At 58.9% G+C, this 12,660-nt stretch carries 11 protein-coding genes and 2 pseudogenes; 5 read left to right on the forward strand and 8 right to left on the reverse strand.

Going from position 1 to position 12,660, the window contains the following annotated elements; all coding sequences use genetic code 11:
* Positions 1-468 precede the first annotated feature (468 nt).
* Complete coding sequence (locus HUK73_RS13775) at positions 469-1,818, forward strand: site-specific integrase (RefSeq protein WP_255326283.1); 1,350 nt, start codon at positions 469-471, stop codon at positions 1,816-1,818.
* A 273-nt stretch (positions 1,819-2,091) separates the two neighbouring features.
* On the opposite strand, the pseudogene HUK73_RS26780 reads toward HUK73_RS13775, so the two are convergent.
* The 4 genes and pseudogenes from HUK73_RS26780 to HUK73_RS13795 all read right to left on the reverse strand — a co-directional run.
* A pseudogene (locus tag HUK73_RS26780) lies at positions 2,092-2,385 on the reverse strand (flavin reductase family protein); the annotation flags it as partial.
* Between the two features lie 152 nt (positions 2,386-2,537).
* Positions 2,538-3,566 carry a 4-hydroxy-2-oxovalerate aldolase gene (dmpG, locus tag HUK73_RS13785; protein ID WP_176592408.1) on the reverse strand — a complete coding sequence of 343 codons (1,029 nt, stop codon included), beginning with the start codon at positions 3,564-3,566 and terminating at the stop codon, positions 2,538-2,540.
* Entirely contained in the window at positions 3,563-4,507 is a 945-nt protein-coding gene (locus HUK73_RS13790; RefSeq protein ID WP_176592409.1) for an acetaldehyde dehydrogenase (acetylating), read from the reverse strand. Before HUK73_RS13790 ends, dmpG begins: the two co-directional genes overlap by 4 nt.
* Before the next feature lie 4 nt (positions 4,508-4,511).
* Positions 4,512-5,222, reverse strand: coding sequence for a 2-keto-4-pentenoate hydratase (locus HUK73_RS13795; RefSeq protein WP_304413754.1), 711 nt, complete (start codon positions 5,220-5,222; stop codon positions 4,512-4,514).
* A gap of 161 nt (positions 5,223-5,383) precedes the next feature.
* Here HUK73_RS13795 and HUK73_RS27165 point away from each other — a divergent pair.
* The 4 genes and pseudogenes from HUK73_RS27165 to HUK73_RS13810 all read left to right on the forward strand — a co-directional run.
* Positions 5,384-5,545: pseudogene (locus HUK73_RS27165) on the forward strand (helix-turn-helix domain-containing protein); the annotation flags it as partial.
* Between the two features lie 57 nt (positions 5,546-5,602).
* Positions 5,603-6,151, forward strand: coding sequence for an IclR family transcriptional regulator (locus HUK73_RS13800; protein WP_255326284.1), 549 nt, complete (start codon positions 5,603-5,605; stop codon positions 6,149-6,151).
* A gap of 127 nt (positions 6,152-6,278) precedes the next feature.
* A complete protein-coding gene (locus tag HUK73_RS13805; RefSeq protein ID WP_176592412.1) occupies positions 6,279-7,160 on the forward strand; it encodes a GntR family transcriptional regulator in 882 nt (293 codons plus the stop codon).
* Between the two features lie 46 nt (positions 7,161-7,206).
* The gene (locus HUK73_RS13810) at positions 7,207-7,998 is read left to right on the forward strand and encodes a helix-turn-helix domain-containing protein (protein ID WP_176592413.1); all 792 of its coding nucleotides are present in this window, start codon (positions 7,207-7,209) and stop codon (positions 7,996-7,998) included.
* Between the two features lie 89 nt (positions 7,999-8,087).
* Here HUK73_RS13810 and HUK73_RS13815 read toward each other — a convergent pair whose 3' ends face one another.
* The 4 genes from HUK73_RS13815 to HUK73_RS13830 form a co-directional block, all read right to left on the reverse strand.
* Entirely contained in the window at positions 8,088-8,474 is a 387-nt protein-coding gene (locus tag HUK73_RS13815; RefSeq protein WP_176592414.1) for a VOC family protein, read from the reverse strand.
* A gap of 107 nt (positions 8,475-8,581) precedes the next feature.
* Positions 8,582-10,963, reverse strand: a complete 2,382-nt coding sequence (locus tag HUK73_RS13820; RefSeq protein WP_176592415.1) for a TonB-dependent receptor — start codon at positions 10,961-10,963, stop codon at positions 8,582-8,584.
* Between the two features lie 96 nt (positions 10,964-11,059).
* Positions 11,060-11,812 (reverse strand): dienelactone hydrolase family protein, encoded by a 753-nt coding sequence (locus tag HUK73_RS13825; protein ID WP_176592416.1) that lies wholly within the window; start codon positions 11,810-11,812, stop codon positions 11,060-11,062.
* A gap of 45 nt (positions 11,813-11,857) precedes the next feature.
* Positions 11,858-12,625, reverse strand: coding sequence for an SDR family NAD(P)-dependent oxidoreductase (locus tag HUK73_RS13830; protein ID WP_176592417.1), 768 nt, complete (start codon positions 12,623-12,625; stop codon positions 11,858-11,860).
* Positions 12,626-12,660: the final 35 nt, after the last annotated feature.

Below are 12,660 nucleotides of genomic sequence, written 5' to 3' on the forward strand. Positions count from 1 at the left end.
AAGGCCGTAGGGGCTGGCCCGGCGCCGGCCCCTACCGCATCGCGGCAGCTTCTGCCGTTGCCCTGCTTGTCCCGCCTCCATGTTATTATTGGAGGATTTATATGGCCGGGGTACCGGAGCCTTGTTCGTAGGCGTCCGCGGTTGCGTGCTGGTGGATTAAATTGCTCGGTGGTAGACGAGCCAAAAATTAAAAAAGGCCGCCGACCGGCGACCCTTTTTATTTCTTGTTTTCCCTAGGAAAACTGGAGCGGGCGAAGGGATTCGAACCCTCGACCCCAACCTTGGCAACTTCGATGAGCGGCTTCTCCAAGCTTTCCGAGCCTACCCCATACTACGATTTGTTCAGTAGTTATTGATATTTAGCCTATCCTATCGTATCCTGCTGCTGGACGCAATTGGGCGTCCCGTGGAGACAATTTGGAGACAAAGCCCCTTTCGACGAGCTTTGTCTCCAACTGGAGGATCACGATGGCAACCAGCAAACTGACCAAGCGCGCGATCGATGCGCTCGTGCCGCCGGTGAAGAAGCAGGCTGTCCTTTGGGACACGGAGGTGAAGGGCTTCGGCGTGCGGGTGCTGCCGTCCGGCCTCAAGACCTTCATCGTCCAGTATCGCAATGCCGAGGGCATCAAGCGCCGTATCAACATTGCGCGCTATGGCGTGCTGACCGTCGACCAGGCGCGCGATCAGGCCAAGCTCAAGCTGGCGGCCGTCATCGGCGGTGAAGACCCCGCCGACGAAGTTCGCCAAGCGCGAAAAGGTATGACGGTCGAGGAGATGTGCGATTGGTATCTGACCGAAGCGCGGACGGGGAACATCCTCGGCCGCAAGAACCTGCCGATCAAGAAATCGTCGCTCGACATGGATGAGAGCCGGATCAGGACACACATCAAGCCGCTCCTAGGCAAGCGGGTCGTGAAGCATCTGACCATCGCGGATGCCGAGCAGATGCAGACCGACGTGAAGGACGGGAAGACGGCGAAGCCGCGCAGCGGCGGCCGGGGTGGTATGGCGACCGGCGGCGCCGGTGTCGCGGCGCGCTGCGTGGGCACGCTCCAGGCCATCATCGGACATGCGAAGCATAAGGGCCTGCTCGACACTCATCCGACGCAGGGTGCGAAGAAGCTGGCTGGTAAGAAGAGGACGCGGCGTCTGAGCGCCGCCGAGATCGTGATAATGGGCAAGGCGATAGCCTATGCCCAGCGCAACGGCGAGAACCCCGTCGCTCTCGGTGTGCTGCGCATGCTGCTGCTGACCGGATACCGCCGGGAAGAAGCTCAGGCGATGCACCGCGCCTGGGTCAACGGGGCTGCTGGCTATGTCGCGTTCCCGGACACCAAGGGGGGTGCGCAGCTTCGGGCGATCGGCCCTGCGGCTGTCAGGGTCATCGAGAACCAGCCCGGCATCGTGGGCAATCCGCACGCCTTCCCCTCGGAAGTCGGAACGGGGCCGTTCACGGCGGTCAGTGCCTGCATCCAGCGCGTTTGCGCACTGGCGGGAATCGAGGGCGTCACACCGCACACGCTGCGCCATACCTTCGGCAGCGTGGCCGGTGAGCTAGGTTTCTCGGAGCTGACGATCCGCGCCATGCTCGGCCACGCCTCACAGAATGTTACGCAGGACTATGTCCACATTGACGAGGCACTGAAGCTCGCCGTGCGGCGGACATCGGATGAAATCGAGCGGCTGCTTGCTCTGGGCGCTGCGAAACTAGAGACGATGCGGCTCGCCGCTTGGACCACAAAGAGTCGGGGTCGATGCGGCCACACCGCCGGATTCGAATCCCCATGTGGGAGCGTGATGGTGCGAACTGTGTAAATCGAAAATTGTGAGAGACGGAGCAACATGCTTGCGCGGCGGGCGATGGCGACGACCAGAACTGGATCTTCCGGCCTCGCTCACTGTGCGGGCTTCGATAATCGCAAAGTTCAACTTGCTTGGAGGACGATCGGACTTCGTCGCTCCAACCTGCCTGATCCCGATCAAATTACCCGCTAATCACGCATGATCCCGACCGGGAGGCAGAGCTTCAAAACTGCCGTATAGCCCCTTAAAAAACAGGAGCGGATAACCGGGAGGTCCTTCCTCCAGCTATTCCACAAAACCAATCACGATTTCATGGTCACCTGCATCATGTATTTGCGAAATCTTACAGCCGACCCATGCTAACGCTCCCTCTACTCGCAGGAAGCCGTCCTGCATCGACAGGTTCAGACCCGCTATCGCTTCGTTGGGCTCTGCACGAAAGATGGACTGGCACAAATCAATATGCTCGATCGCGAGAACGTTCACGCAGAATTTCCCGGTCTCCCGAATAGATGTCCAACTCCTCGATGCGTTAGACGGCATAAAGGCCACCAAAGGGGGGTCGATGGAAACGGAGGTGAATGTTCCGACAACCTAAGTAATTGGCCGGCGCATTTCGTCACCAGATATTATAACACAAACGCTGGTTGGATGGTTACCGAGGACACGGCGAAAGTAACGTTCGTCTATTTTTATATGGGCGATGTGCCCTTCCGGAATTTCCGAACTCATCACGATTTCCTGGCCGTCATATCAAGTGCGACATCGACAATCATGTCTTCCTGGCCACCGACCATTTTGCGTTTACCAAGTTCGACCAGAATCGCGCGGGTATCGACGCCATATTCCACACTCGCCTTCTCTGCATGACGCAGGAAGCTGGAATAAACGCCGGCATAGCCCAACGTCAGCGTTTCGCGGTCAACCCGTACCGGGCGGTCCTGCAGCGGACGCACCAGTTCTTCCGCCGCATCCATGAGCGCGTAGAGATCGGTGCCATGGTTCCAACCCATCCGGTCGGCGGCCGCGATGAATACTTCGAGCGGCGCGTTACCCGCTCCCGCGCCCATGCCCGCCAGCGAGGCATCGACCCGGATCGCGCCGTTCTGCACCGCGACAATGCTGTTGGCGACGCCCAGCGAAAGGTTGTGGTGCGCGTGCACGCCGCGCTGCGTCTCCGGCTTGAGCACCCGGTCATAGGCCTGGAGCCGCGCGGCATAATCGTCCATCGACATGGCCCCGCCGCTGTCGGTGACATAGACGCAATGCGCGCCATAGCTTTCCATCAGCTTGGCCTGGCCGGCGAGCGCGTCGGGCGGCGACATATGGCTCATCATCAGGAAGCCCGACACGTCCATACCAAGCCCGCACGCGTATTCGATATGCTGCCTGGCGACATCAGCTTCGGTGCAATGGGTGGCGACCCGCACCGAGCGCACGCCCAGCTCATAGGCATGCTTGAGATCATGAATCGTGCCGATGCCAGGCAGCAGCAGGGTAGTAAGGACGGCATGTTCGAGCACCTCGGCCACCGCGCCGATCCAGTCCCAATCGGTATGGGCGCCGAAGCCGTAGTTGAACGAGGAACCCGACAGCCCGTCTCCATGCGCGACTTCGATGGCATCGACTTTCGCCCGGTCAAGCGCCCTGGCGATCGCCTGGACGTGGTCCAACCCGTACTGGTGGCGGATGGCGTGCATCCCGTCGCGCAGGGTGACATCCTGGATATAGAGCTTGGTGGTGGTCGGATCGAAGCTCATGCCGCGCTTCCTTCATGCATTCTGGCCGCCATGCGTTCGGCGGTCCTGAGCGCCGCCGACGTCATGATGTCGAGATTGCCGGCATAGGCCGGGAGATAGTGGGCCGCGCCCTCCACTTCGAGGAAGACGGAGACCTTGAGCCCGGTGAACTCGCCGTTCATCTCGGGAATGCGTAGCGGCTGGTTCGAACCGATATGCTCGAACTGGACCTCCTGCTTCAGCCGATAGCCGGGAACATAAGTCTGCACCTGGGCGACCATGTCCTTGACCGATTGCGCGATTAACGCCTGATCGCCGTCCTCGCACAGGCAATAGACGGTATCGCGCATAATCAGCGGCGGTTCGGCCGGGTTCAGCACGATGATCGCCTTGCCCCGCGTCGCTCCGCCGACATCGACGATTGCCTGGCTGGTGGTTTCGGTGAACTCGTCGATATTGGCGCGGGTGCCGGGCCCGGCGCTCTTGGACGCGATGGACGCGACGATCTCGCCGTAATGCACTTTGGCGACGCGGTTGATCGCATGCACTATAGGAATGGTCGCCTGGCCGCCGCAGGTGACCATGTTGACGTTGGGCGCGTCGAGATTGGCGCTGCCGTTGACGGGCGGGATCGTATAGGGGCCGATGGCCGCAGGCGTCAGGTCGATCACGCGCTTGCCCGCCGCGCGCAGCAGCGAATCGTGATGCTTGTGCGCCCCGGCCGACGTCGCATCGAACACGATCTCGATCTCAGAAAATTCCGGCATGGCGATCAGGCCTTCCACGCCCCCGGGCGTGATTGGCACGCCCATGCGCCGGGCCCGCTTCAGCCCGTCGGATTCGGGATCGATGCCCACGAACGCGGCCATCTCTAGCGTGTCGGACAGTCTCATGACCTTGATCATCAGGTCGGTGCCAATATTGCCCGAGCCGATGATCGCGACTTTCGTCTTCGTGCCCATAATCCTAGCTTTCGTAAGTGAAACCGACGGAGCCGAGCCCGCCAATTGTGGCCTTCACGCTGTCGCCCGGCTGCAGCGCCACCATGGGGCCGAGCGCGCCCGTCAGCACGACATCGCCCTTGCGCAGCGGCTCGCCGCGTTCGGCCAGCGTGTTGGCCAGCCAGGTCGCCGCGTTCAGCGGATGACCGAGGCAGGCCACACCGGCACCGAGCGAGGCCACGGCGCCGTTGACTTCCAGCGCCATGCCGCATGTCCAAAGGTCCAGCCCGGCAAGCGGCTTGCGGTCCTTGCCAAGAACGAACATCGCGGAAGAACCGTTATCGGCGACGGTGTCGGCGAAGGTGATTTTCCAGTCCGCGATCCGGCTGTCGACGATCTCGATGGCTGCAACCACGCTCTCGACCGCCGCCGCAAGCTCCTCGCGGGTAACGGTGTGGGCTGGAAAATCGTCGCCAATGACAAACGCGACCTCGGCTTCCGCTTTCGGTTGGAGTAGCCTGCCTGATGGCAGTGCATCGCCATCAGGCAATTCCATATCCTCGAACAGGACACCGAAATCCGGCTGATCGACGCCGAGTTGCTGCTGCACCGCCTTCGCTGTCAGCCCGACCTTGCGCCCGATAATCCGGCGTCCCGCCGCTTCCCAAAAGCGCGTGTTGATAGCCTGGATGGCATAGGCTGCTTCTACATCACGGGGATCGAGGTCATCGCGCATCGGGGGAATTGCCTGACCGGCATATGCCTCGCGAAGCCGCGCGGCCAGATCGTTCCAGATGGATGTGTTCACCATCGTCACTCCTAAACAAGATATCGCTAGTCGACGTAATAAGGAGTCTGCGCTGGCTCAATCACGCTTTACTCCGTATAACTCACGAAATGAGACAAGGTACACCCAGGCTAAACTCGCTCGATCGCTCGCTGGACCTCCTCGAGTGCATCATTCTCGATCAAGGGCGCAGACCGGCGCATGAAATCGGGCGACAGCTCAACCTCAAGCGCGCGACTGTCTACCGTATAGTCAAGTCTCTTGAGGAATTTGGCCAATTGCGCGCGTGTCGACGAGGCCATTATGTCGCCGGGCCCCGGATTTTACATATGCTGGCATCGGTCGATCCTCATCACATTCATGCGGAAATTGCACGACCACTGATACGGAAACTTGCCAAATCGGTGGGGCATACCGTCCATCTGGGCGTCCTGGAAGGAGACATGACGACCTACCTGGTCAAGGAAGGGCGTGTCGACGACGGCTTGCTCACCCGCGAAGACATGCAGCTCGAATCCTATTGTTCCGGCATTGGCAAGGTGCTGCTTGCCTATCTGTCCGAGGCGGACCGGCAACGCTATTTGTCCGGCGGACCTTTCGTGCGCTTGACGCAAAATACTATCGTTGATCCGGACGCGCTTCGCGAACATCTGCAAACCGTCAGAGCCTCGGGCTATGCAATCGACGATCGCGAGATCGCTCCCGATCTTTGCTGCCTGGCTGTCCCCATCTTGCAACCCGATCGCTCCGCTACGCTGGCTCTATCCGTCTCAAGCATCGATCAGCGGAAGTTTGAGAAATCCCACGACGCCCTGCTTCGAAAGCTCACGCAAACATCAGAGCAAATTGCGCGGCGTTTATGGGTTGAGACGGTCTGAGTCCCGCATTCGATGGGGAAAGCTGAAAGCGGCTTTGAGCGGACTATCATCGGGTGACATTGCCTCTTGCTAAGGGCGCCATCCAGATGCTGGCGGGCGCCCATGGATTGACAATCTATCGATTCAGATGGATGTTATCGATAAATCGACATGCCGGGTCGGATCAGCAAGATCGCACGCCAGCATGGATCAAGACAGTGATGCGAAAATCGCGCGCTGCGCATGCAAGTGGAGAGGGAGTTTCGGTTTCATGGCCGATGATGTTGCGTTCGGTATTACTTCAGGCCGGGCTGATAGAAATGGCATCCGGTTGCCGGGCCGTATCGTGGCCGAGGTGGACGCCAAGACGCTTTCCGAGCGGACATATGAACAGATCCGAGCCGACATTCAGTCCGGGATGCTTGCGCCTGGCTCGAAACTGTCCACCATAGCGCTCAAGAACAAATATGGCACAAGTCTGAGCACTGTTCGCGAGGCGCTCACCCAGCTTGCGGGAAATGCGCTCGTAACGCAGGAAGGCCGGAAGGGGTTTCGAGTAGCGCCGGTCTCGCAGGACGATCTTCAGGATCTGATCTTCATTCGCAAGTTGCTCGAAGGCGCGGCCATTGCCCGCTCGATCAGCTTCGGCGGCGACGCATGGGAAAGCGCGGTTGTCGGCGCCTATCACGAGCTTCAGCATGTCGAAAAGCGTCTCGCGGCGGCGATCGCGCGGGACGGCGAGGAAGAAATTTCTCGTCTGGACTCGATCTGGGACGAAAAGAACGACCAATTCCACATGGCCGTTGTTTCGGCGTGTGAATCGCCTCGTCTTCTCCAGCTATATCGGGATCTTTACGAACACACCGCCCGATACAGGCGGGTGACGTTCAAGCGTGCGGCCCCTGTCCTCAGAACGGTTGATGAGGAGCACAAGAATATCTTCGAAGCGGTCATCGCGAGAAATATCGAGAAGGCGCAAGCCTTTTCGGCCGAACATCTGGAAGGAATACTGAGCTATTTCACGAAATGAGATTGAGTGAATTACAACAGGAGGGTGAGAGGATCATGCAGGGACCATGAGTCTACAGGAGACAATCACTACCAGGAATGTTGTTATCGAAGGACGAAAGCGTCAGGTCGAAGCAATTTCCGCAAAGCGCCTTGTAGCCGTTGGTTACACGGAGGATCTCCACAGCCATGATGAGGCTCAGCTTCTTCTGGTTGTTCGGGGCATGGCGACATTCGATGTCGGAAAAAGCCGCTGGCTGGTATCGCCGCAAAGCGCGATATGGATACCGGCTGGCGTAGAACATTGCATGAGCAGCACGGGCGAAGTCGAGCTGCATTGCCTGTATCTCAAATCCTCTTTCCTGGATCTGCCATTTTCAGGCACCCGGGCCTTGAATGTCCCGCCATTGATGCGAGAGTTGATATTCGAGATGTCGAACCTGCCGGAACGCATCAATGTCAATGGTCCCCATGCCCGTCTGACCAGGGCGCTCATCGACCAGCTCGCGCGAACACCAGTCGGCCCTCGACAGGTGGCGATGCCTGAGCACCCAAAGCTGCGAAGGGTTGCCGACGCCTTGATTGTTGACCCTTCCGAAAGGAGGACGGTTTCCGAATGGGCCAAAGCAATCGGGATGAGCGAACGCACATTCCAGCGGACTTTTTTGCAGGAAACGGGGATGAGCTTCGGTGTTTGGCGGCGTCAGCTCCACATCCTGCTGGCGCTTCAACGTCTCGGCGAGGGCGAAGCCGTCCAGACCATTGCTTACTTTCTTGGCTATGACAGCCCAAGTGCGTTTACAGAGATGTTTCGTAAGACCGTGGGAAAGCCGCCGATGAAGTTCTTGACCGAGCATTGACCGATATTAGACAGACACATTGATATACCTCGCTCTACCTCGCGTTGCCGATCCGATCATGAACAGGCACTTGAGCGATCTAGCCGAACTCAGTTGTCGAAGGTCCCCTGATATTCGGGAGCGGCGTCGACGCGGGTATTGATCTCGAACATCACACCGCCGGGCGCACGGCAGAAGAAGCGCGAGCCCCTGTCGTTGTTGAAGACGCCAGTTTCCATATGGACGCCGTCAGCCTTGAAGCGGTCATGCATATCACGGACGGCTTCGACGCTGGGCAGTTCGAAACCAATATGAAAATTTTGTGGCCAATCGGGCGTATACCCCTCGGCCTTATCGATCACCACATCGAATCCCGGATATTTGAGGACATAGGAGCCTCCAACCTCCGCCGACAGGGTAAAACCCAGATACGTCATAAAGAACTCAGCCGTCGCCAGGCCATCGTTGGACGGAAAGCTGAGGTGATTGAGCTTCATGCTTGTGCCTGGCATCGTCGTATCGCTCCGTAAGCTGTTCATTCGATGGGCCAGGGCAAGTCGCGGTCAATATTACCGCTATTTGCCCCGCCCTTTTGCCACTGCTCTCAGAAATTGTACCGGATGGTGGCGCCATAAGTCCGTGGTGCCGCATAGCGGGGCTGTGACGCTCCGAAAACCTCCGGATTAGCCAGCGCAGCCCCCAAGCTGTATGAAGCGAACCAGAAGTCGTTGCCGTAAATGACGATATTTTCGTTCGTCAAATTCTGCCCCCAGATCGAGAACTCCCATCCGGACGACAGCTTGTATCCGAGGCTGGCATTCACGAGTGATTTTGTTCTCGACACAAACTGCGGGGCATCGTTGAATTCCAAGCCATAAGGATCCTTATGGGTGAAATCGACATGGGCGATGAAGCTATCGCCATTGCCGAAGGGATATTCGAAGTCGGCTGCTATCATATAGGTGTTGGGGATCGTCCCTTGCGGCGGCGTGCCCGGTGCGATTTCGGCTGCGGCGGGGATGCCCGAGGATGTGCCGTCCTGATGACTGTAATTGGCCGAAAGAGTGAGAAAGTCCGTCACAGCGGCAACCGCCTCCACTTCGATACCGCGCACCCGCGCCTTGCCAGCATTGGTTGTGAGAGACGAGCCGCCTGATGTGAAAAAGAACTGCAGGTCGGTATATTCGACATTGAACGCCGCGACATTCAATTGCAGCCGGTTATTCAGCCAGCGGCTCTTGAATCCCAGTTCGTGACTGGTCGCCGTTTCGGGGTTCACGGGTTGCCCGACCAATACGGCATCGGACTGGGCCGCGTCGAAAACACCGCTGCGAAAGCCGGTGGCGCGGGTGCCGTAGATCATGATGTTCCTGGTCGGCTTGTACTGAAACCCGACGCGATAGGTCAGCTTTTCCCAGCTTTTGCTGTTCGCAACGGTCTGGCCGGTGAAGGGCAGACCGGTCGCAGGGTTGATGTCAGCCGACACTGGCGGATTCCAGAAAAACTCCGGATCGCCCCCGGTTGTCGCGTTGAACCGCTTCTTGTCGTGGGTATAGCGCAGGCCGCCAAGCAGCGTAAAACCGTCGAACAGTTCGAAATTGCCATCGGCATAAGCCGAGTAACTCGTCGTGCGATTCCGTTCATTCACGAATGAGCGGTTCGGGCCGAATAGCCCCGGGAAGGTGGCGATGCAGGCAGGCGTGACGATCCCATTTTCGAAATCCGTAGGATCCTGAAGTGGACAAAAGGTGGCCGATTGCAAGACGCCGGTATATGTCTGCTCATCCCATGCCGAAAGAACGTCGATATTACGCCTCTCGTCGGACGAGAAGAAATAAAGTCCCCCTACCCAGTTAAAGGGTCCGTCATAAGTCGACGTGTAACGCAGTTCCTGCGAGAAGGATTCGACGGACCGAGGCTCCGCCAGCTCAAACGTCGGTGAAGGCGTACCGATGAGCGAAGCCCCGACTTCGTGACTCTTGAAATTCCGATAGGTTGTAACCGAAAGCAGCGATGCGTTGGGAAGCTTGTATTCGGCCCGCAAGTTTCCCGTCCATTGGCGGCTCTTATATCCGCCGTCACTGAACTGCTGGACAACGCGCGGATCATTGTCGGGCACAAAGCCGAGATCGATCAAATCCTGGTTTGTGACGGGTACGTTCGGAAAGATTGCATCGCGGGCGCCACCAAGTTCGTTTGCGCGGCTATAACCGACCGTCGCGGTTATATCGAAGTCCGGGCTGGCTTCCCACAGAAGCTTGCCGCGGAAGGACGTCCGATTGGTGTCCTCGATATGATTTCCGGTGGTCCGGTTCAACGAGGTGCCGTCCCGTTCACGTGAGGAAAAAGCAATCGAGCCGTAGAGATTGCCGGCCAGCGGCCCGGAGACGTAGCCGCGCGCCTCGATCGCATCATAATTGCCGATCGTGGCCTCGACCTTGCCTTCCATTGTCTGAGTGGGACGGCGTGTCACGACGTTGATGCTGCCGCCGGTAGTATTTCGTCCGAACAGCGTACCCTGCGGTCCGCGAAGAACCTCAATGCGCTCAATGTCGAATAGATCGATCTCGAAGTCGCCCGCGCCACCGAAATACTGGTCATCGATGAAGAGGCCAACGGCCTGCTCTGCTCCGGCTGAAGCCAGGGATGATGACCCGCCACGCAGCGACGGATTCATGCGCGATTTGGACAGAGAGTTGATGCTCAGACTTGGAACGCTGGTGCTCAGACTCTGAATGTCGGTGATGCGGCGCGTTTCCACTGCTTCCGCATTGAACGAGTTGACTGCGATCGGGACATTCTGAAGATTCTGTTCGCGTCGCTGAGCGGTGACGACAATGTCTCCGAGGCCGACACCTGTTTGGTCGACTGTTTCCTGCCCAGCGGCTGTCGTATCTTGAGCGAACGATGGACTGGCGCTTGCCCATAGCGCAATTCCAAGAACTCGGACACAGTTCGATGCCAAGCCTGAACGGTAAGTTTTCATGTTCCCTCTCCCCAATTTTGCTAGCCGGACATCGATCATGCCGGGCTATATATCTGATTTAGTGAGATTTGTCGGTCGACTGCCACCGCGGCTTATTCAAAGGACCTCATTGAAAAAGCTGGCCATTGCCTTCCATGATCGCGCATCGGCGACCTCGTCATATTTCGCGCCTTCGGTGCCGAACTGGTCGGCATGCGGTATGGTGAAGGCGTGGACGATCCCGGCATAGGCGATGACCTGGCAATCAACGCCGGCGGCCGACATTTCCTCAAGAAACTCGCCAAGCGTTTTTGATTTCACGTCGCCACCCAATCCCATCAGCGGAGCTTCCCCCGCAAAGGGATCATCGGCACCATGACAGACCAGCAGCTTTGCGCTTACCGCGCCTGGCGCCGCAGCCTCCGGCGTGGCCAGTACGCCATGAAAGCTCACGCCCGCGCGAAGATCGCTGTTGCCCGAGCGTGCGAGTGCAAGAACGGTCGCACCGCCAAAGCAGAAGCCGATGGCACCCAGATGGCCGTTGCAGCGCGGGTGGCGTTTTAGGGCATTCAGCGCCGCCGCCGCGCGCCGGGCGAGATCGCGAGGTTTCGAAATCCACGAGGCGACAACATCCTGCGCATCGGGGAAACCAGGAAAGATCCCGTTGCCATAAACGTCCGCTACCAATGCGACATAGCCCAATTCCTCGGCCAGGCGGTGCGCTCGGCCAAGGGAATGTTCGCCAATGCCCATAATGTCAGGAAACACGACCACGCCGGGGCGCGGATCATTACCTGACGGAAGCACAAGGCGCCCCTTGCAGGTAATGTCGCCGTCCTGATAGTCGAACTCCTCGTCCGTTTTCGCCATTTTCCGATCCTCTGTTCGTAATTATCGTGTGATTTCGGGGAGCGCTTAACGCATCGCGCCAGCCACCCCCCCATCGACTGCGATGGTCTGTCCGGTGATCGACCTCGACCTAAGGAAGGCGAGAAGCTGGGCGGCAATGTCCTCGGGAGTTGCACCCGTTCCCAACAATGTCCCCGCCCGAGCGGCTTTCTGGGCGTCGGCATCCATGGCGCGGTCTGCCATGCGCGTGTTCTCGACCAGGCCCGACGCGATGCAATTCACCGCGACATCCGGAGCAAGAGCGACCGCCAGACAGCGCGTCAGGTGATTGAGCCCCGCCTTGCTGCACGCATAGGCAATGCTGCTGCCGATGGGCGTGATGCCGCCGATCGACGAGATGTTCACGACATGCCCACCACCATCGGCCTTCAATAGAGGCGCGCACGCCTGCGCCAGCAGGAAGGGGCCGCGCAAGTTGGTTTCGAGGATTCGGTCCCAGATATCGACCGAAAGCGCGTCCAGATCGCCAAACGGCACAGCGACGTTCCAGGCCGCATTATTGACCAGAATGTCGAGCCGGCCATGCCGCTGCCGGATGACCTCCACCAGCGCGCTTATGCTCTCAGGCGAACGCTGGTCGAGTTGCTCGGCGTGGCACGCACCGCCTGCCTCGCCAATTTCGCGCGACAATGACTGCATCGCATCCGCCGCGTCCGCATACGTCGCGACGACTGTTGCGCCGGCATCCGCGACATATCGCGCGACGGTAGCGCCGATGCCGCCCGAGGCTCCGGTTATCAGCGCGACATTGCCCTTCAGATGAAGCTCGCTCATTGACAGTTCAATCCGTAGCCATGGCCAGACCCGAT

The sequence above is a fragment of the Sphingobium sp. EM0848 genome, assembly GCF_013375555.1.
Lineage (GTDB): Bacteria > Pseudomonadota > Alphaproteobacteria > Sphingomonadales > Sphingomonadaceae > Sphingobium.